This is a genomic window from Schumannella luteola (genome assembly GCF_013408685.1).
In the GTDB taxonomy this organism is placed as follows: Bacteria; Actinomycetota; Actinomycetes; order Actinomycetales; family Microbacteriaceae; genus Schumannella; species Schumannella luteola.
In genome coordinates this window covers 1865178-1885106 of the sequence record NZ_JACBZY010000001.1, presented here as the reverse complement: position 1 = coordinate 1885106, position 19929 = coordinate 1865178, and the positions used below count along the sequence as shown (strand labels likewise).

Sequence of the window (19929 nt, the reverse complement as noted above, 5' to 3'; positions counted from 1 at the left end):
ACAGCGCCCGCGCGACAGCGCTGAGACGACGGAGGCCGGCATCCCGCGGGATGCCGGCCTCGATCGTGTGCGCGAGCAGCGAGCGCGGCGAGCGCGCTCGCTGCGCTCAGTAGAGCAGCGAGGTGAGCCGCGCGCGCACCCGGGCGACGCGCGCGTCGTCGGGGCCGGCGATCTCGAAGTACTCCAGCAGTCGGGCGCGGATGCGGTCGCGGCCCGCCTGGTCCTGGTCGAGGAAGAGGTCGAGCAGTCGGTCCGCGGCATCGTCGAGGTGGCCGCCGCTGACATCCAGGTCGGCGACGGCGAGCTGCGCGTCGAGATCGGCGGGCGCGTCGGCGGCGGCCGATCGCAGCTGCTGCGCATCCGCCCCCTGCAGCCGATCGAGCAGCGACACCTGCGCGAGCCCGGCGACGGCCTGTGCGTCGCGCGGGTTCTGCGTGATGGCCTTCTCGTAGGCGGCGATCGCTCGGGCGTAGTCGCCCTCGCCGATCGCGTCGTAGGCCTCCTGGTGCAGTGGCGGCAGCGGCTCCTCGACCGGCTCGGCCGGCTCGTCGCCCTCCTCGCCGGCGCCGGCGTCGAGGCGGCCGGTCACGCCGGCCTGCGTCGCCGCCTGCAGCACCTGGTCGAGCACCTGGCGCGCATCCGCATCGCTCACGCCGCCCACGTAGAGGCCGAGCGGGCGGCCGGCGACGAGCGCGCCGACCGTCGGCACCTGCTGCGCCTGGAACGCCTGCGCGATGCCGGGGCTGCGGTTGCCGTCGACCACGGCGAGGGCGAGGCGCCCGCCGTAGCTGCGCACGAGCGCGGGCAGCGCCGGCTCGAGCCCCGAGGCGACGATCTCGATGATCACCGGCACGGTGTTCGACAGCTGCAGCACCTGCTCGAAGGCGGTGTCGTCGGTCTCGAACACGATCTGCGAGCCGTCGGCGGCCGCGGCGGCGCTGGCGGCGCCCTCCGGGTCGGCGGCGCGGTTCACCAGCGAGCTCAGGTCGACGGCGCCACGGAGGTTGGCTCCGGCGGCGAGACGGGGGTCGGTCATGGCAGCTCCTTCGCGTCAGACAGCACCTGCGAGAAGCCGAGGAGCTTGATCTTCGCCTGGGGGTCGGTATCGGAGGCGAGCGGCACGTAGAAGAGCAGCTGCACGTCGTAGGTCGACTGGATGCCCTTCGTGGTCTGCGAGACGCCCGACAGCAGCTTCACGCGACCGTCGGGGTTGATCGCCGCGCCCTGCTCGGCGGGCTTGACCGTCTCGATGTCGTTGAGGTCGACGGTGACGATCGCGCCCGAGTCGTTGGTGCCGAACACGATCGTGTCGCCCGCGCCCTGGGCGTGGGTGAAGTCGATCGTCGCCGAGGGCGGCAGGCTCGCCTTGCGCTGCGCCTTGTAGCTCGCCCCGAGGGCGGTGCGCAGCCCGTCGCCGTCGGCGTCGAACAGGTCGTAGTCCGGCGCCGCGTTGTCCTGCAGCAGGATGGCGGCGTAGGCGTCGACGAGCTTGCCGGGTTCGAGCTTCAGGTACTTCACGTCCGACTTGACGCGCGAGGCGCCGACGTCGGCGGGCGCGAGGTCGGGCACCTTGGCATTCGCCTCGAGCGGGATGACGTACTCGGCCTTGTACTGGCTGCGCGCCGACTCCTGCACGAGCATGAGCGACATGGGCGCCACGGTCGGCTGCTCGGGATCGGCGACCACCGCGAACACGGTGCGCGGCCACGAGGCGTTCTGCTGCGGCAGGTCGACCCGCACCTTCGATGCGGGGATCGCCGGCTCGGCCGTCTGGTTGGCGTCCGCCTTGCGGATCTTGTAGCTCGCGGTGCGCGTCGTCAGCGCCGGGCCGGTGAGCCGGTCGCCCGCGAGGGTGTCGTCGAGGGCGGCGTCGGCGCGGCCGACGGAGTCGCTGACCCTGGCCACGATCTTGTCGAGCTGCGCGGGCAGCACGGCGACCGGCTTGGTCGGCGCGGCCGCCGCGCCCGAGGCCGAGCTGCTCGGCGACGGCGAGGAGGACGAGCCGGCGCTGCCGCCGGTGAGGCCGTTGATGGTCGTGCAGCCCGTGAGAGCCAGGGCGCCGACCAGCAGGCCGGGAACGACGACGAAGCCGCGGCGGCGGCCGCCGCGCGGGGCGCTCGGCCCGGCGGGCAGCGCTCGCGACGAGCGCGCGGTGATCGCCTTCGGACGCGGGGCGCGCGGCAGCTTCGGCTGCTTGCGGCGGGGTCCGCGGCGACGACGCGCGTGCACCAGAGCCCAGATGAAGGCGAGCAGGCCCGCGATGAGGAGCGCGATGCCGATGAGGATCAGCAGGCCCGAGTAGGGCGCGGAGTTGTCGAGCGGCCAGCGGATGCTGACATCGGCGGGCGCCGCCGCGTCCTTCGCCCCGGTCACGATGACCGAGTAGTCGCTCGAGAGCTTGAGCGGCCAGTCGACGCTCGACTCGCCGCGCTTCTCGTCGAGCCAGAGGTCGCTGCCGACTGCCGAGGGGATCGCATCCGAGTCGGAGCCGTCGACCGTCTTGCCTGCGAGGGTCTTCTTCTCGGCGTTGAACGACACGGTGTTGTAGGAGCTCTCGCCGACCCACGCCATGACGTCGGCGGTGCGGCCGTAGGCGAGGTTGACCTCGTCACCGCCGCTCACGGTCAGCTGCTGCGCACCGCCCACCGAGCTCAGCGTCTTGCCGCTGATGACGGTGATCGGCGCGTCGGAGCGCACCTCGGCTTTCACGGTCAGCTGATCGGGACCGGCGAGCACGGTGCGCTGCGCGATCCCATAGCCAGCCGACGCGAGCGCGCACACGAACAGCACGATCGCGAGGACGAATCTCACGGATGAACTCCTCTCGTGCTGCGGGGCGGCTCGTGGCCCGCCCCTCTCCCGACGGGTTCGCCGGCGGTCCGGCGGAGGGAGATCCGCGCGCTGAGCGCGGCGAAGCAGCAGACAAAGACAACCCAGGATACCGGTCGCCTAGCCCTGAGCCCAAGATCGGGCTGACAGAGACGTGGGAGAAGCCTCCATACGCCCGCCGGCCCCGTGCGCGGACTCGCCGCGCCGGTCGTCTCGGATGCGAGGAGAACCCAGCTGCGCCGTCTCACTAGACTTTCACGGTCCGATCGACTTTCGGCTCGCCGGACAGCGGCCGACGACAGGAGAGCTGACAGTGGCGGCAGACGACACCGGATTCGGCACCGAGCTGCGCGGATACCGCAAAGACGAGGTCGACAAGGCGGTCGGAACACTCCGACGCGACCTGATCAAGGCGAACACCGACAAGACGGAGTCCGCCAAGGAGGTCAAGCGCCTGCAGGCGGTCGTCGAAGACCTCCAGGCCGAGATCGACGAGGTCGGCAGCCCCACCTACAGCGGCCTCGGCACGAAGCTCGAGTCGACGCTGCGCACGGCCGAGGAGCAGGCGACGCGCCTGATCAGCCAGGCCGACATCGACGCCGAGAAGCTGCGCTCCAGCGTCGGCGCCGAGGTGCAGAAGCTGCGCGACGACAGCGCGGCCCTCGCCACCCGCACGGTCGCCGAGGCCGAGCAGCGCGCCACCCGTCTGCTCGACGACGCCCAGGAAGAGGCCGAGCAGCTGCGCACCTCGGCCCGGGTCGCCGCCGAGTCGGCCACGCAGGATGCCATCCGCGAGGCCGCATCCATCCGCGGCGCCGTCGCGACCGAGTCGGCGGATGCCCGCGCCGCCGCCAAGCGCGAGGCCTCGGCCCTGCGCGCCGAGGCCGAGCGCGAGATCGCCGAGCTGCGCGTCGTCGCCCAGCGCGAGACCGCCGAGGCCCGCGACGCCGCGGCCGCCCTCGCCCGCGACACCGAGCGCGAGCGCACGTCGTTCGCGGCCGAGAGCGAGCAGGCCCGCACCGCCCTCGCCCACGAGATCGAGCAGGGCCGCACCGACCACGAGCGCACGCTCGCCGACGACCGCGCGGCGCTCGAGAACGAGTCGACCGCCAAGTGGGCCGCGCTCGACGCCGAGACCGCGAAGCAGCGCGCCGCGCTCGAGCAGGAGACGACGACGGCCCGCGCCGCTCTCGCCAGCGACACGGCCGCAGCCCGCGAGGCGCTCGACGCCGAGCGGCGCACGGCCCGCGCCGACCTCGCCGAAGAGCTGCGCGCCGCCCGCGCCGAGGTCGCCGACGAGATCGCCCAGGTGCGCGAGGCCTTCGACTCCGAGCTCGGCCAGCGCCGCGCCGAGCTCGAGGGCGAGCTCGCCCAGGCGCGCGCCGACCACGACGCCGCCATCGCGAGCGAGCGCGCCGCACACGACTCGCACCTCGGCTCGACCCGGGCGCAGCTCGACACCGATGTGACCCGGCGCACGGCCGAGGTCGAGACTCTCGAGAAGGAGACCCGCGCCACCCTCGACGCCGAGATCGCCGAGCGCCGTGCGGCGATCGACGCCGAGGTGGCCGAGAAGACCGCGGCGATCGAGGCGCGCGTCGCGCAGGACACGAACGAGACCGACGCCTACGTCGCCCGCGAGCGCGCGGCGATCGACGACCACGTCACCCGCGCCCGCGCCGAGCTCGAGACCGAGATCGACACGCGCCGCACGGCCCTCGAGAACGAGATCTCGGCCCGCTCGGCCGAGCTCGCGAACCAGCTCGAGATCACCCGCATCCAGCTCGAGAACGAGGTCGTCACGACCCGCGCGGCCCTCGAGGCCGACGTGACGAGCGCCCGCACCGAGCTCGAGAACGAGGTCACCACGACGCAGGCCGCGCTCGCGACCGAGGTGTCGACCACGCAGTCGAGCCTCGCGACCGAGGTCGACACGACCCGCGCGGCCCTCGCCGACGAGGTCGAGAAGGCGCGCCGCGAGCTGAGCGACGAGGTCGAGCGCACGCGCAGCGAGCTCGTCACCGAGGTGAAGACCGCGCGCGCCGAGCTGGAGACCGAGCTGCGCGCTGCCCGCGCCGAGCTCGAGACCGAGCTGCGCGCTGCCCGCGCCGAGCTCGCCACCGAGCTCACGACCGCCCGATCCGAGCTCGCCGACGAGCTCAGCGAGGCCCGCACCACGCAGGAGACGGAGCTCAAGCAGGCGCGCACCGAGCACGACAACCACATCGCCACGACGCGGTCGGCGCACGACAAGCACCTCGCCGAGACGCAGGCGAAGCACGACCGCCACCTCGCCGAGAGCACGGCCGCGCACGAGAAGCTCATCGCCGAGAGCACGGCCGCGCACGACGAGCACGTCACCACGACCGGCGCCGAGCTCGAGGCGCGGGTCGCCCGCGTCACCGCGCAGCTCGAGAAGGACGACGCCGAGGGCCGTGCCGCCCTCGACCGCGAGGTCACCGAGACCCGGGCCGCCCTCGAGAAGGAGGTCGGGGATGCCCGCGCCGCCCTCGAGAAGGAGCTCACGAGCGGCCGCGCCAAGCTCAAGGGCGAGGACACCCGCACCCGCCGCAAGCTCGAGGCCGACGTCGCCACCGGCCGCGCCGAGCTCGAAGCCGAGCAGGAGCGCGCCCGCGCGGCGCTCGAGGCCGAGCAGGCCGAGACCCGCTCCGCGCTCGAGACCGAGGTCGCCGACGCCCGTGCCGCGCTCACCGCCGACGTCGATCGCGAGCGCGCCACGCTCGAGGCCGAGACCACGCAGGCCCGCAGCACCCTCGACGCCGAGCTGACGCACGCACGCACCGAGCTCGAGCGCGAGCTCGCGTCGCAGCGCGCCGCCGTGGAGTCGGAGCTCGCGACCGCCCGCGAGAAGCACGACGCCGCCCTCTCGACCGAACGCGCCGCCTACGACGCCGAGGCCGCCGCCGCCCGCGAGACCCTCGAGGCGGAGATCGCCGGCCGCCGCGCCGAGCTGGAGTCCGAGATCGCCGCCGGCCGTGCCGAGATCGACCACGACCTCGCCGATGTGCGCACCAAGCTGGAGTCGGACATCGCCAAGGAGCGGGCCGACCTCGACCGCGACACCGCGCGCCAGCGCGAGCAGCTCGCCGCCGAGAGCGCCACGACGCGAGCCCAGGTCGAGCACGAGGCCGACGAGCAGCGCGGACTCCTCGCCCGCGAGGCCGAGCAGGCCCGCGCCGACCTCGAGGTCGAGCTGACCGCCCGCCGCGACGAGGCCGAGAAGGAGTACCAGACGGCCCATCAGACGGCCGCGGCCGCGACCAAGACCTACCTCGACGAGGCGAACGCGCAGATGGCCGAGGCCGCCGAGCGTGCGACCGCCGCCCGCGCCGACGCCGAGAAGGTCACGGCCGACTCGACCCGCGAGTCGAAGAAGCGTCTCGACGAATCGCGCGCGACCGCATCCGAGATCCTCGCGAACGCCGAGAAGCGCAGCGCCGCGATCGTCGCCGAGGCGGAGGCGCGCTCGGCCGAGCTGCTCGCCGACGCCGAGGAGCGCCTCGAGAAGATCCGCATCGAGCGCGACGCGGTCGCCGGCTACTTCGAGAACCTGCGCGGGATGCTGGGCCAGGCTGAGAGGATCGGAAGCGCGGACTGAAGCTGAACCCCCGCCGAAAGGCGGGGTCTGCGCCTCATCCGCGCTGACAAGCTCGATCCGCTGATCGCCACGGCGACCGACTCGCCCGCCCCGAAGGAGTGCCCATGAAGATCCAGAACGCCTTCCGTTTCGGTCTCTTCGGCGGGCTCGGCGTGCTGCTCGCGCTGCTCATCGGAGCATCGATCTCGTCGCTCGCGACGATCATCACCTACATCGGTGCGGCGCTGTTCCTGGCTCTCGGCATCGACCCCGCGGTCTCGTTCCTCGAGCGACGCAAGCTGCCGCGCTGGCTGGCGATCCTCATCGTGCTGATCGTGATCCTCGGCATCTTCGCCGGTCTCGTCTTCGCGATCATCCCGGTCGTCAGCGATCAGATCGGCACCCTGATCGATCAGATCCCGTCGATCGTGAAGGCCTTCGAGAACAACGAGTTCCAGAAGTGGTTCGAGGCCACCCTCCCCTGGCTGAGCTACGAAGACACGCTCACTACGGTGCAGAACGAGCTCACCAAGAACCTCGGCGGCATCACCGGCGCCGCGTTCAGCACCATCTTCACGATCGCGAACGGCGCCTTCGGCGGACTGATCGTGCTGATCCTGACCCTCTACTTCGTCGCCTCGCTCGCCAGCATCAAGCGCGGCCTCTACCAGCTGGTGCCGGCCACGAAGCGCGAGCGCTTCATCGACATCTCCGAGCAGATCACCGCCTCGGTCGGCCGCTACGTGGTCGGCCAGGTAGCGCTGGGCCTCTGCAACGGCATCCTCAGCTTCGTCTTCCTGACCTTCATCGTCGGCGCGAAGTACTCGGCGCTGCTCGCCTTCATCGCGTTCCTGTTCTCGCTGATCCCGCTCGTCGGAACGATCTCGGGCTCGGTCGTGATCACGCTCGCGGTGTGGCTGTTCAACGGCTCGCCGTCGGTGATCGCGGTGGCGATCTACTACGTGATCTACATGCAGGTCGAGGCCTACGTGCTCAGCCCGAACATCATGAACCGCGCCGTGAAGGTGCCGGGTGCGGTGGTCGTGATCGCGGCGCTGGCGGGCGGATCGCTGCTCGGCATCCTCGGGGCGCTCATCGCGATCCCCGTGGCGGCGTCGGCCCTGCTGATCGTCAAGCAGGTCATCATCCCGCGCCAGAACGAGCTCTAGCGCGGCTCCGACAGGCCGTCGCCATCGGTTCCCGACGGAACCGCCGGCTTCAGGCGGAGGCGCCCGACTCGGTCGGCAGGCCGGCGGCGACCCAGGCGTCGGTTCCGCCCTCGACGTTGACGACGTCGTAGCCCTGCTGCTCGAGGTAGGCGGCCACGCGGCCGCTGCGACCGCCCGACTTGCAGATCAGGTGGATGGTGCCCTCGGGCAGTTCGTCGAGCCGCTCGGGCACCGTCTGCATCGGGATCGGGATCACCCCGACGGCGTGCACGGCGGCGTACTCGTCGGGCTCGCGCACATCGACGACGCTCGGGGCGTCGAGCTCGGACAGCTGCTGCACGGTGATGCTGCGCACGGGGTTCTCCTCTTCGGTCACGGGGTCGGGGTGGCGGGATGCGGCGGCTCAGACGACCGCGCGGCGGCTCAGGCCGCGGCCGGCGGCCATTCGGTCGGCAGCGGCAGCGCCGCCGGGTTCACGCGCTGCACGATCTCGCTCAGCACGCGGGAGGTCTGCTTCTCGCCCACCCAGAGGTGCTTCGCCGCCTCGACGGCGACCAGCTCGAGGTTCGGCACGATCGCGAAGCGACCGGCCGCCTCAGCGGGCCCCAGGAAGTCGTCGTGCTCGGGCACGAGAGCGACGAGGGGATGCGGGAAGTCGCGCCAGCGGGCCAGCTCGGCGTCGCTCGTGCGGTGCAGCGGCGGCGACAGCAGGATCGCGCCCGCGATGTCGGCATCCCGGCCGTGTTTGAGCAGCACCTCGGTGCCGAACGACCAGCCGACGAGCCACGGCGTCGGCAGGCCGCGCCCGGCGACGAGGCGCAGCGCCGCGGCGAGGTCGTGCCGTTCGTCGACGCCGTCGCCGAAGGAGCCCTGCGAGGTGCCGCGCGGCGAGCTGACCCCGCGGAAGTTGAAGCGCAGCACCGCGAGGTCGGCGAGCGCCGGCAGACGACCCGACGCCTTGCGCACGATGTGCGAGTCCATGAAGCCGCCGGCGGTCGGCAGCGGGTGCAAGAAGAGCAGCGTGCCGACCGGCGCGGCCGATGCCGGCAGCGCCAGCTCGCCGACGAGCTCGAGGCCGTCGTCGGTGCGCAGCACCACATCCTCGCGCCGGGCGGGCAGGTCGACGCTGCCGCGGATCTCGATCCGCTCCCCCGCGCTCGAAACGGCGGGTGCGGCGCCCTCTCCTGCCGCAGCGGCGGGAGCAGTGGGAGCGGTGGTCGGGTCGGTCATGCGCGGATCCTCCAGCAGCGGCTGTGCCAGTGCCGGCGGGCAGCCAGGTCGTCGGCTTCGCCCATGATGCCGTCGGCGCGCCAGGCGACCAGGTGGGCGATGCCCTCGGCGATGTCGCCGCCGCAGCCGGGGCAGGTGTAGATCTTCACGGCGGCGCCGGCGGACTGCGGCTGCACGTTCCACTCGCCATCGCGCTTCGTCTCGACGCGACGCAATCCGCCGAGCACGCGATTCATGTCGAGCGGCTTGCTCTCCTCCGCGCGACGCTGGCGCGGACGGTTCGAGCGGGGCATGCGATCGAGTCTACGCAGACGCACCCGGCAGGTGCCCGGCGGCGATCAGGGATACGGTCAGTACCAGCCGGAGGCCTGGCTCTTGCCCCACGCGCCGCAGGGGGTGCCGTAGCGCCCCGTGATGTACTCCAGTCCCCAGGCGATCTGGGTCGCCGGGTTGGTCTCCCAGTCGGCGCCGAACTTCGCCATCTTCGACCCGGGAAGCGCCTGCGGGATGCCGTAGGCCCCGCTGCCCTTGTTGTGGGCGTAGACGTTCCAGTGCGATTCCTTGTTCCACAGCGAGACGAGGCAGTCGTATTCGCCCTCGCCCCATCCACGCGCCATGACCATGTCGTGTCCGATGGCCTTGGCGCTGCCCGGATCGGGCGTGCCCGCTGCGGGAGCGGCGCCGCCGCCCTTCGCGGCGGACGGGGGCGGGGCGACCGGCTGCGGCTTGATCACCTGGTAGCTGTCACGCTGCGTCGACGACGCGGCGGCCGTGCCCGCCTGGTAGGTCTGGAGCCGACTGTCGTGGCCGGGCGCGACCGTGGCCGAGGCGTAGGCCCCGCTGTAGGGATCGACGATCGAGACGAGGACGAAGGCGAGCGTCGCGAGACCCGCGAACAGCGGCAGCGAGTGGCGGCGACGGATGTGCCGCGGGATGGCCACCGAGGTGTCGAAGCGGGGTCGGGTAGCGAGCGCGCCGGGCGCAGAGGTACTCCGGGAACTGCTCACGATCCAACGACCTTACCCGAGCACCCCTGCCCGCGCCCAGCCCGGTTCAGGGGTTCGCCAGGTTGAGGAGCGCTCAGCGCACCGCGAGGATCACGTCGACCATCGCATCCAGCACGACGTCGACCTGGGTCTCGTCGTAGCCGCCGCGGCGCGGACGGAACGCGACCTCGCGGATCTCATCCGCCGTCACGGCCTCGCCGCCCTGCAGATAGGCGGCGACGCGATCGACGAAGGCGTCGACGTCGACGGCGGAGTAGCCGACCGTGAACAGGCTCACGCGGCGGAAGCGGTGATGCCGGGGGCGCACGAGGCGGTCGAGGATCTCCTGCGCGCGGTCGCGGGCCGTGACCAGATGCCCCTCGCCGTCGGAAGCGAGCGCCTTCTGCTTCTCGCGCCCCGCGAAGGCGTCTTCGAGACGGGCGAGCGCCGCATCCACGTGCTCGGTCGCGTAGCCGCCCTTGCGCAGCGTGAAGCCGGTCGTGCGGATGTCGTCGGAGTTCAGCTCACGCGACCCCGGCTCGCCGAGGTAGGAGCTGCGGGCGTCGCCGAGGAACTGCTCCACCTCGTCGACGTCGTAGCCGAGACGCGACCGGCGGGCGTGCGGGAAGGTCGAGCTCACCCGCACAGTCTAGGGCGGAGGCGTCGCGCAGCCTGGGAGCATGCGTCGACGACCGGAGCGGTGCTGACGGATCAGCCGGCGAGCCCCAGCTTCGTCACGACCAGGAAGGCGCCGTAGGCGATCGCCGCCGACGGCAGGATCGAGTCGAGCCGGTCGAGGAATCCGCCGTGGCCGGGCAGCCAGCTCGAGATGTCCTTGATGCCGAGGTCGCGCTTGATCAGCGACTCGACCAGGTCGCCGCCGGTGCCGGTGAGCAGCAGCAGCACGCCGAGCGGGATACCCACCCAGAACGGCACGCCGAGCATCAGCCAGGCGAGCAGCATCGCCGCGACGACCGAGAACAGCGCCGCGCCGGCGAAGCCCTCCCAGGTCTTCTTCGGGCTGATCTTCGGCGCCATGAGGTGCTTGCCCCACAGCACGCCGAACAGGTACGCGCCGATGTCGGCGCCGACGACCACGATGATCGACGTCAGCGTCCAGAACTCGCCGTGCTGCTCGTGCGTCAGCACCACCAGGAAGCCGGCGAGGAACGTCACGTAGAGCTGGATGAACGCGCCCGCGACCAGGTCCTGGATGACGGCCCGGGCCGGAACCCTCCCCCGACCGGTCGCGACCTCGACCAGCCGGTAGAGGCTCACGAGCGCGATCGCGGCGAGCGTCGCGAGCCACAGCCCCTCGACGCCGAAGAAGAACGCCACCGGCATGACCGCGACGCCGACCACGATCGAGGCGACGCGCGGAACATCCCGTCCCGCATGCCGCAGCCCCGTGCCGAGCTCGAAGATCGCGAAGGCCACCAGCACCGCCGCGAAGACGATGAACAGCCACTTGAGGATGATCAGGCTGACGATGAGCAGCCCGCCGAGCAGGATGCCCACGCCGATCGCGAAGGGCAGGTTGCGCCCCGCGCGCGCCTCGATGCGGGCGTTCGCCTCTTCGAACTGCGCGCGCGTCGCCCGCACCTGCGCCTCGAACTCGGCGACGTTCGCCCGCGCCTTCGCCTCGAACTCGGCGCGCGAGTGGCGCTTCGGCTCGCCGGAGTGGTCCGGGGCGGAGTGGTCGTCGTCGGACATGCTCAGACCTCGAGCAGTTCGGCTTCCTTGCGCTTCAGGGCCTCGTCGATCGCGTCGATGTGGGTCTTCGTGATCGCCTCCAGCTCCTTCTCCGCGCGGGCCACCTCGTCGTCGCCGACCTCGCTCTTCAGCGCATCGAGGTCGTCCTTGCTCTTGCGGCGCAGGTTGCGCACGACGACCTTCGCGTCCTCGCCCTTCGCTCGGGCGAGCTTCACGTACTCCTTGCGACGCTCTTCGGTGAGCTCCGGCATGGTGACGCGGATGATGTTGCCGTCGTTCGACGGAGCGGCGCCGAGGTTCGGGAACGCGACGATGGCCTTCTCGATGTCCTTGAGGGCCGTCTTGTCGTAGGGCGTGATGATGATGGTGCGCGCCTCGGGGTTCTGCAGGCTCGCGAGCTGCTGCAGCGGCGTCGGGGTGCCGTAGTACTCCACGTTGATGCGCTCGAACAGCGCGGGGTTCGCGCGGCCCGTCCGCACCGTCGAGAAGTCGTCCTTGGCGACCTCGACGGCCTTGAGCATCTTGTCCTTGGCCTCGGCCAGTACGTCGCTGATCACGGGTGCACTCCTTCGCAGATACCGTCGGTCAAGCCTAGTGGTCGTGTCACGAGAGAACCCCGGTCTGCGCCGCCCACCACACCGTGCCGACCGATCCGGTCACGAGCGAGACGATCAGCGAGATCAGCGCCACGCGCCAGGCGCGCTGACGGCGAACGGCGCGGATCAGCACGAGCAGCGAGCCGATAGCCCAGCTCAGCGCCGGGCCGACCACGGTGAGCGCGATCGCCACCAGCAGAGTCGGCGACTGCGCATCCGCCGTTCCGCTGGTCAGCGCGGCCTCGACGAGCGCCAGCGCGATCGCGATGCCCACGCCGGCCGCGCCGATGACGACGAGCAGGATCGACAGGGCCACGTCGCCGTGCAGCAGCGGGCCGCGCTCGCGACGCTCCTTCTCGGGGTCGTGGGTGGCCTTGAACGGGAAGACCTCGTCGCGGCGTGCCACGGCGGGGATCGACTCAGGCCGTGACGAGCGTGCCGAGACGCTCGCCGCGCACCGCCGCGGTGACGTTGCCGGCCGGCTCCATGCCGAAGACGTGCATCGGCATCCGGTTGTCCATGCAGAGACTGAAGGCGGTCGAGTCGACGACCTTGAGGCCCTTCTGCAGCGCCTCCTGGTAGCTGATCGCGTCGATCTTGGTCGCCGTCGGGTCGATGCGCGGATCGGCCGTGTAGACGCCGTCGACGCCGTTCTTCGCCACGAGCACCTCGTCGGCGCCGATCTCGAGCGCGCGCTGCGCCGAGACGGTGTCGGTCGAGAAGTAGGGCAGTCCCGCTCCGGCGCCGAAGATCACGACGCGGCCCTTCTCGAGGTGGCGCTCGGCGCGCAGCGGGATGTACGGCTCGGCGACCTGGGTCATCTGGATGGCCGACTGCACGCGCGTCGCGGCGCCCGCCTGCTCGAGGAAGTCCTGCAGGGCGAGGGCGTTCATGACGGTGCCCAGCATGCCCATGTAGTCGGCGCGGCCGCGGTCCATGCCGCGCTGGCTCAGCTCCGCGCCGCGGAAGAAGTTGCCGCCGCCGACGACCACGGCGACCTCGACGCGCTTCGACTCGTCGGGGTCGGTCGTCGCCGCAGCGATCTCCTTCGCGATGGCCGAGACCACATCCGGGTTCACCCCGAGGGAACCACCGCCGAACGCCTCTCCGGAGAGCTTGAGCAGCACGCGGCGTCGGCGATCGGTCATCGCGGGGGTTCCTTCCGTCAGGGGTCGGTCCAGGCTACCCGACCGCGCCCGTGCACCCGGCGCTCACGGGTCCGACCGCGGTCCGCGAGCGGGCTCAGGCGGAGGCGGGCGCCGGCCCTGGAACGGCGGTGCCGTTGAGCCGCGCGATGCGGCCCAGCTGATCGAACTCGACCGTGATCACGCCATCCGGCAGCGTCAGCCGGAATCCGTCGAAGGGGATTCCGCGCAGCGTCGTGTAGCTGGCCAGCGCGCGGCGGTGATCGCCGACCGTCGTCGTGCCGAGCCCCTCCCCGATCACCCGCAGCACCCGCGGCGCCGAGGGCAGATCGAAGGCCAGACCCTCGAGCAGCATCCACACGCGCGTGCCGCCCTCGACCCGCCCGCTGTAGCCGAACCAGACCCCGCTCGCCACGCGCGCCGCGATCGAGAGGTCCCAGCCGAGCTGGTAGCCGGGCTCGGGCTCCCCCGCCGGGGCGGGGTCGTCGAACATCACCTCGCCGGAGACCAGCTCGGGGATGCGGAAGCGCTCGCCCAGCTGCCGCGCAGCGGTCGCCGCGCCCACGATCGCGGGCGAGTAGCCCGACGGGTTCGCCCAGCCCCACAGCCAGCTGCGCGGGCCGGGGGCGGCTGACCCGAGCAGCTGCAGCGACAGGGTCGCCGGCGTCGGGCCGGTGAAGCGGAACTGCCGGGTCGCGAGGTCGACATCCCAGTGCTCGTGGTCGCCGAAGCGGTCGACGATCTGCAGCTGCGCCTCGTGCGCGAGGAACACGCCATCGGCGATGAGTGCGGAGAGAGCAGCGGAGCGCGTCATGGCGCCACCCTAGAGCGCGTCGGCGGACGAGGGCTGGGATGCACCCGGCCGGGATGCGCCTGCGACTCAGCCGTTCGGGCCTGCGTTCCCGTCATACGAGAACGTGCTGCCGTTCGGGCGCGTGATGGTGACCTTCGTGCCGAGCGCCTCCCCCGCGAGGAAGCGTCGCTCGAGTTCGGTGAGATCGGCGTCGTCGGCGGCGATCATCGCGTCCAGCACGGCCGGGTCGTCGTCGGTCGTGATGCCGGTGGCCGCGAAGAGGGTCGCGCCCTCCTTGTCGGTGAGGATGTAGACGAAGGCGGTCGCGTAGTCGTCGCCGGCCTGCGTCGCCGGCACCCACTGGTGGATGCTGCCGTCGGCGCGCGCATCGGAGTACTTCTTCGTCATCTCCTTCACGCGGGTGACGTAGGCGGCGTAGGCCGGCCGCTCGACGAGGTCGTAGGCGCCCGTGCTGGAATCGGAGGTCGGCGCGGCTGCGGGACGACTCGTCTCGCCCTGGATCACCCCGGCGATGACGATCGCGACGAGCACCACGCCGGCGACGAGCAGGAGCCCGACGGAGCCGAAGACGATCGCCAGCACGCCGCCCGTGGAGAGACCGCGACGACGTGGTGCGGGTCTCGGATAGTAGCCGGGTGCCGCCGCCGGCGACCACGCCTGCGCTCCGGCGACGTGCGGCGGGGGCCCGCCGTATCCGTAGCCGCCGTTCGGATCCTGCGCCGGCACCTCATGCGGGTTCCGCTGCGCTGGGCCGTGCGGATCCTGCTGCGACGCTCCCCGGTACGGGTCCTGCGGAGACTGCTGACGCGGATAGCCGAAACCGGACTGAGGGTCGCTCACCGATCCAGGCTAACCCGTCGCATCCTCGTCGTCGCGCTGTCGTCGCGCCCGTGGCCTGGAAATGCAGAGGGCCCGGATGCCGAAGCATCCGGGCCCTCTGAGGCGGCTAGCTCAGGCGCCGACCTTGAAACGGGCGAAGCCGTTCACGGTCAGGCCCGCGTCTTCCGCGACCTTCTTGACCGAGAGCTTGTTGTCGCGGGCGTAGTCCTGCTCGAGCAGGGCGACCTGCTTGAAGTAGGCGCCGAGGCGACCCTCCACGATCTTCGGCAGGGCGGCCTCCGGCTTGCCCTCCTCGCGGCTGATCTGCTCGACGATGCGACGCTCGTTGGCGACGTCGGCCTCCGGCACCTCGTCCTTGGAGAGGTAGGTCGGAGCGGCGAACGAGATGTGCTGGGCGATGCTGCGCGCGGTCTCCGCGTCGTCACCCGTGTAGGAGACGACGACGCCGATCTGCGGCGGCAGGTCCTTCGAGGTGCGGTGCAGGTAGACGGCGAACTTGTCACCGGCGATGCGAGCGACCTGACGCAGCTCGATCTTCTCGCCGATGGTCGCGGCCTGCTCCTCGATGAGGCTGCCGACGGTGCCACCCTCCGCGGGCACCGCGAGAGCGGCATCCACGGTCTCGGCGCCCGAGTCGGCGAGCGCGGCGACGACCTTCTCGGCCAGCGCACCGAACTTGTCGTTCTTGGCGACGAAGTCGGTCTCGCAGGCGAGCTCGATCAGGGTGACGGCGGTCGCGCTCTCGACGACGGCGATGAGGCCCTCGCTGGTGGAGCGGTCAGCGCGCTTGGCGTTGCCCTTCGCACCCTTGAGGCGGAGGATCTCCACCGCCTTCTCGATGTCGCCCTCGGCCTCGACCAGGGCGTTCTTGGTGTCGACCATGCCGGTGCCGAGGCGCTCGCGCAGGATCTTGACGTCTTCCAGGCTGAAGTTGGCCATGGACTATTCCTTACTCAGTCGTGATGAACAGGCGGATAACGCCCGGACTACTTCTTCGCGGCCGGCTTCTTCTCGGCCTCGGTCGCCTCGGCCTCGATGCGGGCCTCGGCGGCCTCGTCCGACTCCGGAGCGTGCTCGGCGACGACGGTCTCGTCGGCCTGAGCGGCGAGGTCGGCCTCGGCAGCGGCGTCGGCGTCGTTCTCGGCGACGGGAGCCTCGGCCTCGACGACCTCGGCGACCTTCTCGGCGGCGTCGGCGCCCTGGTCGACGGCCTCGATCTTCTCAGCGGTCGACGCGGGGGTCTCGCTGGCGGCGAGCAGCTCCTGCTCCCACTCGGCGAGCGGCTCGACGGCCGAGACGTTGCCCTCGGCCGCGGGAGCCTGGTGGCGCTGCACGAGACCCTCGGCGGCGGCGTCGGCGATGATGCGGGTGAGCAGGCCCACCGAGCGGATCGCGTCGTCGTTGCCCGGGATCGGGTACTGCAGCTCGTCGGGGTCGGCGTTGGTGTCGAGGATGCCGATCACCGGGATGCCGAGCTTCGTCGCCTCGTCGATCGCGAGGTGCTCGCGCTTCGAGTCGACGACCCAGATCGCGCTGGGGGTCTTGGTGAGGTTGCGGATACCACCGAGCGTCTTGTGGAGCTTGTCCAGCTCACGCTTCTTGATCAGGAGCTCCTTCTTGGTGAAGCCCTTGGTGGTGTCGTCGAAGTCGATCTCCTCGAGCTCCTTCATGCGCGCGAGGCGCTTGGAGACCGTCTGGAAGTTGGTGAGCAGACCGCCGAGCCAGCGCTGGTTGACGTAGGGCTGGCCCACGCGGGTCGCCTGCTCGGCGATGGACTCCTGCGCCTGCTTCTTCGTGCCGACGAAGAGCACGGTGCCGCCGTGGGCGACCGTCTCCTTGACGAAGTCGTAGGCCTTGTCGATGTAGCCGAGCGACTTCTGCAGGTCGATGATGTGGATGCCCGAGCGCTCGGTGAGGATGAAGCGCTTCACCTTCGGGTTCCAGCGGCGGGTCTGGTGTCCGAAGTGCACGCCGCTGTCGAGCAGCTGGCGGATGGTGACGACGGCCATGGCCGTTCTCCTTCTCTGGCGGGCACGGCCCAGGGCCGCGCTCGCGCGTTCTCAGTTGTCGATCGAGCCGACGGCTCGATCCCTGGCGCCCGGCGCGCATCCGCTTCCGACGGATCGGAGACTGATGGATGCGATGCCGCACCGCTGCTCGCGGCTCTGCTCGGACGGAGACCGTCGAGAGGGAGCCGGTGCCGCGGCGCTCTGGGCGCGCGAAGTCACCCCGAAGTCGGGATGCAGGGGTCAGCATAGCATCGCGGACGCGCGCCGGCCGACCGGGAACGGGCCGCGGCTCTCCTCCCCAACCCCTGGTCAGGGGGCGTTCTGCACGGATGCTCGCGGCGGCTCCGAGCGCGGTGCCCGAGCGACGCATTCTGTGCGCATGAGCATCCTCGCGCGTCGTGCGTTCTCGAGCGTCATCGGATCGCGCCCGGCGGCGACGGCGACGGCGCGCGGCGTCGGGCGCCTGTTGCGCGCCCTCGCCGCCGTCGCCGTGACGGGCGCGTGGCTATGGCCGGTGGCTGCGCCGCATCCGGTCGTCGAGCCGTTCCAGGCACCGCCGACGCCCTACTCGGCGGGGCACCGCGGCATCGACATCGGCGCGCCCGCCGGCTCGCCCGTGCTGGCGCCGGCCGACGGCATCGTGCACTTCGCCGGGGTGGTCGTCGATCGGCCGCTCGTGTCGATCGATCACGGCGGCGGGGTGCTCAGCAGCATGGAGCCGGTCGAGCCGGCCGTCGCGGCCGGCGACACCGTGACGCGCGGTCAGGTGATCGGAACCCTCCAGCCGGGGCACTGCTCCCCCGGCGCCTGCGTGCATCTCGGCGTGCGGGTCGACGGCGAGTACGTGTCGCCGCTGCTGTGGCTGGGCGGCGTTCCGCGGGCGGTACTGCTGCCGATGGGCGGCGGATGACGGGTGTTCGGTGACCGCGGCGGCGTCATGGACATCGGCGCGAGCTCGACGGCATCGGCCGTCTCGAGGCGGGCGCTCGACGGCGATGGGTCAGGCGCGCGGGTGCGCCTGCGCGTAGACCTGGCGGAGCCGCTCGGCCGAGACGTGCGTGTAGATCTGAGTGGTGCCGAGGCTGGCGTGCCCGAGCATCTCCTGCACGGCGCGCAGATCGGCTCCGCCGTCGAGCAGGTGCGTCGCGGCGGTGTGCCGCAGCGCATGCGGACCGGCAGGGCCCGACCCCGGCACTTCGGCCAGCAGCCCGGATACGAGCTCGTAGACGGCGCGCACGCCGAGTCGGCGGCCACGCGAGCCGAGGAAGACGGCGCGCTCGGCGTCGGCGCCGGCGCTCTCGCTCGCTGAGGCGAGGACGCGCTCACGCCCGTCGTCTCGCCAGGTGGTCAGCGCGCGGAGAGCGGGCAGGCCGACGGGCACGACGCGCTCCTTCGCGCCCTTGCCGAGCACGCGCACGGTCTGCCGCTCGAGATCGAGGTCGCCGAGATCGAGCCCGGTGAGCTCGCTGACGCGGAGGGCGGAGGCGTACAGCAGCTCGACGACGGCCAGATCCCGCTGGGCGGCCGGGTCGCCGTCCGCGGCGCGCACGGCCAGGCCGGCGAGCAGGCGATCCATCTGCTCCCGTCCGAGCACGCGCGGGAGGCGACTGTCGCGGCGCGGCGACTTCAGCCGTGCGCCCGGATCGACGGGGAGCGCTCCGGTGATGTGGAGCCAGCGGGTGAGTCCGCGAGCGGATGCGGCACGGCGGGCGAGCGTCGACTTGGCGAGCCCGGCCTGCGTCGAGGCCCAGAGCCAGTCGCGCAGCAGCTCGAGGTCGAGGTGCTCGACCTCGTCGGCCGCGCGCTGCTCGGCGTGCGCTGCCAGGGCGCGCAGGTCGGCCCCGTAGCCGGCGATCGTGTGGTCGCTGTAGGCGCGCTCGGCGGCGAGGTGCCGCAAGTAGGCGTCGATCGCCGGGTCGAGTCGCATGGGGACATGCTGACGCGCACCGCTGTCACGGCGCGAGTGCCTCGCCGCGCGAGGCGCAGCAGCGGGCGCAGCAGAAGGCTGCACCCGTGCCGCGGCGGTGAGCGCTCAGTTCTCGGGCGGCAGCTTCCAGACGGACTTCTTGTTCGAGAAGGCCTCGCGCCGCTCCTCGGGGGTGAGCGCGGCGAGACGCTCGAGCACACGATCGCCGAAGCCGGAGACCTGCGGCGGCGAGCCGATCGGCACGATCGAGTGCACGACGCGGTCGTCGTAGACCTGGGTGAGGTGCACCGACTGCCCGCCGTCGACGCCGCTGAGGGACCCGACGGGAGCCAGCACATCCATCGTGTAGCAGGTGGCCGCGGCGACGGCGACGGGGATGCCCGCGAAGGTGGAGTGGGTCGAATAGTGCAGGTGGCCGCCGAGGATGCCGATGACGTCGGTGCCGCGCAGCACCTCGGCGAGCGCCGGCTGGTCCTGCAGCTCGAGGATCGCCATGAGCTCGACCGGCGACGGGATCGGCGGGTGGTGAAGTGCGAGCAGCGTTCCGTGCGGCGCGGGTTCGGCGAGCACGCCGCGCAGCCAGTCGAGCTGCTCGGCGCTGATCTCGCCGTGGTGGTAGCCGGGCACGGTGGAGTCGAGCGCGATGATGCGCAGCCCGCCGATGTCGTAGACGGCGTCCTGCGGGGCCGTGCTCGGCTCGGCGTCGAGCATGTGCCGGGCGAAGGGCTCGCGCTCGTCGTGGTTGCCCATGACCCAGACGATCTGGGCGCCGAGCCTCTCGGCGACCGGATCGACGATCGAGCGCAGCCGCTGGTACGCGTCGCTCTCGCCGAGGTCGGCGAGGTCACCGGTGAAGACGATCGCCTCGATGTCGAGGCCCGAGCCCTCGAGCTGATCCAGCGCGCGCTGCAGTGTCGTCTCCGAACTGAGCGCGCCGTAGAGCGGGCGAGCTCCGTCGAGGAAGTGCGTGTCGCTGATGTGCGCGATCGTGTGCCGCGGTGCCGGATGCTGGCCGAGTCGGACCACGAGTCCTCCTGCGTCGAGTGCCGGACGCGGTTCGGCCGGCGACGCCG

At 71.8% G+C, this 19929-nt stretch carries 20 protein-coding genes; 3 read left to right on the top strand and 17 right to left on the bottom strand.

The annotated features are described in order from the left end of the window. Positions 1-106: 106 nt before the first annotated feature. Complete coding sequence (locus BJ979_RS08375) at positions 107-1036, bottom strand: co-chaperone YbbN (RefSeq protein ID WP_179566974.1); 930 nt, start codon at positions 1034-1036, stop codon at positions 107-109. Continuing rightward, entirely contained in the window at positions 1033-2811 is a 1779-nt protein-coding gene (locus tag BJ979_RS08370; protein ID WP_179566972.1) for a DUF8094 domain-containing protein, read from the bottom strand. The genes BJ979_RS08375 and BJ979_RS08370 overlap by 4 nt, the downstream gene beginning before the upstream one ends. A 331-nt stretch (positions 2812-3142) precedes the next feature. On the opposite strand from BJ979_RS08370, the gene BJ979_RS08365 reads away from it, so the two are divergent. Together BJ979_RS08365 and BJ979_RS08360 are read left to right on the top strand one after the other, a co-directional pair. Further along, the gene (locus BJ979_RS08365) at positions 3143-6448 is read left to right on the top strand and encodes a hypothetical protein (RefSeq protein ID WP_179566970.1); all 3306 of its coding nucleotides are present in this window, start codon (positions 3143-3145) and stop codon (positions 6446-6448) included. 104 nt (positions 6449-6552) lie between these two features. After that, positions 6553-7596, top strand: coding sequence for an AI-2E family transporter (locus BJ979_RS08360; RefSeq protein ID WP_179566968.1), 1044 nt, complete (start codon positions 6553-6555; stop codon positions 7594-7596). A 49-nt stretch (positions 7597-7645) separates the two neighbouring features. Here BJ979_RS08360 and BJ979_RS08355 read toward each other — a convergent pair whose 3' ends face one another. The 13 genes from BJ979_RS08355 to rpsB form a co-directional block, all read right to left on the bottom strand. Beyond that, positions 7646-7951, bottom strand: coding sequence for a rhodanese-like domain-containing protein (locus BJ979_RS08355; protein WP_179566966.1), 306 nt, complete (start codon positions 7949-7951; stop codon positions 7646-7648). Positions 7952-8019: 68 nt separating this feature from the next. Next, entirely contained in the window at positions 8020-8739 is a 720-nt protein-coding gene (locus BJ979_RS08350) for an alpha/beta hydrolase (RefSeq protein ID WP_179570156.1), read from the bottom strand. Positions 8740-8822: 83 nt separating this feature from the next. Continuing rightward, entirely contained in the window at positions 8823-9119 is a 297-nt protein-coding gene (locus BJ979_RS08345) for a hypothetical protein (protein WP_179566964.1), read from the bottom strand. Between the two features lie 57 nt (positions 9120-9176). Further along, positions 9177-9833 carry an aggregation-promoting factor C-terminal-like domain-containing protein gene (locus tag BJ979_RS17600; RefSeq protein WP_343046644.1) on the bottom strand — a complete coding sequence of 219 codons (657 nt, stop codon included), beginning with the start codon at positions 9831-9833 and terminating at the stop codon, positions 9177-9179. A 73-nt stretch (positions 9834-9906) separates the two neighbouring features. Then, positions 9907-10452: a DivIVA domain-containing protein gene (locus BJ979_RS08335; protein ID WP_179566962.1), complete on the bottom strand. Its 546-nt coding sequence runs from the start codon at positions 10450-10452 to the stop codon at positions 9907-9909. A gap of 71 nt (positions 10453-10523) precedes the next feature. Then, positions 10524-11525 carry a phosphatidate cytidylyltransferase gene (locus BJ979_RS08330; RefSeq protein WP_179566960.1) on the bottom strand — a complete coding sequence of 334 codons (1002 nt, stop codon included), beginning with the start codon at positions 11523-11525 and terminating at the stop codon, positions 10524-10526. Between the two features lie 2 nt (positions 11526-11527). Beyond that, positions 11528-12082 (bottom strand): ribosome recycling factor, encoded by a 555-nt coding sequence (frr, locus tag BJ979_RS08325; protein WP_179566958.1) that lies wholly within the window; start codon positions 12080-12082, stop codon positions 11528-11530. 46 nt (positions 12083-12128) lie between these two features. Then, positions 12129-12527 carry a hypothetical protein gene (locus tag BJ979_RS08320; protein WP_179566956.1) on the bottom strand — a complete coding sequence of 133 codons (399 nt, stop codon included), beginning with the start codon at positions 12525-12527 and terminating at the stop codon, positions 12129-12131. Positions 12528-12540: 13 nt separating this feature from the next. After that, complete coding sequence (gene pyrH / locus BJ979_RS08315; protein WP_179566954.1) at positions 12541-13269, bottom strand: UMP kinase; 729 nt, start codon at positions 13267-13269, stop codon at positions 12541-12543. A 94-nt stretch (positions 13270-13363) separates the two neighbouring features. Then, positions 13364-14080 (bottom strand): DUF6882 domain-containing protein, encoded by a 717-nt coding sequence (locus BJ979_RS08310; protein ID WP_179566952.1) that lies wholly within the window; start codon positions 14078-14080, stop codon positions 13364-13366. Between the two features lie 66 nt (positions 14081-14146). Then, positions 14147-14920 carry a hypothetical protein gene (locus tag BJ979_RS08305; RefSeq protein WP_179566950.1) on the bottom strand — a complete coding sequence of 258 codons (774 nt, stop codon included), beginning with the start codon at positions 14918-14920 and terminating at the stop codon, positions 14147-14149. A 111-nt stretch (positions 14921-15031) separates the two neighbouring features. Next, entirely contained in the window at positions 15032-15859 is an 828-nt protein-coding gene (gene tsf / locus BJ979_RS08300) for a translation elongation factor Ts (RefSeq protein ID WP_179566948.1), read from the bottom strand. A gap of 47 nt (positions 15860-15906) precedes the next feature. Next, positions 15907-16929, bottom strand: a complete 1023-nt coding sequence (rpsB, locus tag BJ979_RS08295; RefSeq protein ID WP_179566946.1) for a 30S ribosomal protein S2 — start codon at positions 16927-16929, stop codon at positions 15907-15909. Positions 16930-17308: 379 nt separating this feature from the next. Between rpsB and BJ979_RS08290 the strand changes: the two genes are divergently transcribed. Beyond that, positions 17309-17839 (top strand): M23 family metallopeptidase, encoded by a 531-nt coding sequence (locus BJ979_RS08290; protein ID WP_179566944.1) that lies wholly within the window; start codon positions 17309-17311, stop codon positions 17837-17839. A gap of 90 nt (positions 17840-17929) precedes the next feature. Here the strand turns inward: BJ979_RS08290 and BJ979_RS08285 are convergent, their stop codons facing one another. Then, positions 17930-18856, bottom strand: coding sequence for a tyrosine recombinase XerC (locus BJ979_RS08285; protein ID WP_179566942.1), 927 nt, complete (start codon positions 18854-18856; stop codon positions 17930-17932). Positions 18857-18961: 105 nt separating this feature from the next. Further along, positions 18962-19882, bottom strand: a complete 921-nt coding sequence (locus BJ979_RS08280) for a metallophosphoesterase (RefSeq protein WP_179566940.1) — start codon at positions 19880-19882, stop codon at positions 18962-18964. Positions 19883-19929 lie beyond the last annotated feature (47 nt).

Excerpts from the sequence above, each read along its gene's own strand:
- BJ979_RS08375 (WP_179566974.1), bottom strand. The coding sequence starts at position 1,036 with ATGACCGACCCCCGTCTCGCCGCCGGAGCCAACCTCCGTGGCGCCGTC.
- BJ979_RS08360 (WP_179566968.1), top strand. The coding sequence starts at position 6,553 with ATGAAGATCCAGAACGCCTTCCGTTTCGGTCTCTTCGGCGGGCTCGGC.
- BJ979_RS08345 (WP_179566964.1), bottom strand. The coding sequence starts at position 9,119 with ATGCCCCGCTCGAACCGTCCGCGCCAGCGTCGCGCGGAGGAGAGCAAG.
- BJ979_RS08330 (WP_179566960.1), bottom strand. The coding sequence starts at position 11,525 with ATGTCCGACGACGACCACTCCGCCCCGGACCACTCCGGCGAGCCGAAG.
- pyrH (WP_179566954.1), bottom strand. The coding sequence starts at position 13,269 with ATGACCGATCGCCGACGCCGCGTGCTGCTCAAGCTCTCCGGAGAGGCG.
- BJ979_RS08310 (WP_179566952.1), bottom strand. The coding sequence starts at position 14,080 with ATGACGCGCTCCGCTGCTCTCTCCGCACTCATCGCCGATGGCGTGTTC.
- tsf (WP_179566948.1), bottom strand. The coding sequence starts at position 15,859 with ATGGCCAACTTCAGCCTGGAAGACGTCAAGATCCTGCGCGAGCGCCTC.
- rpsB (WP_179566946.1), bottom strand. The coding sequence starts at position 16,929 with ATGGCCGTCGTCACCATCCGCCAGCTGCTCGACAGCGGCGTGCACTTC.
- BJ979_RS08290 (WP_179566944.1), top strand. The coding sequence starts at position 17,309 with ATGAGCATCCTCGCGCGTCGTGCGTTCTCGAGCGTCATCGGATCGCGC.
- BJ979_RS08285 (WP_179566942.1), bottom strand. The coding sequence starts at position 18,856 with ATGCGACTCGACCCGGCGATCGACGCCTACTTGCGGCACCTCGCCGCC.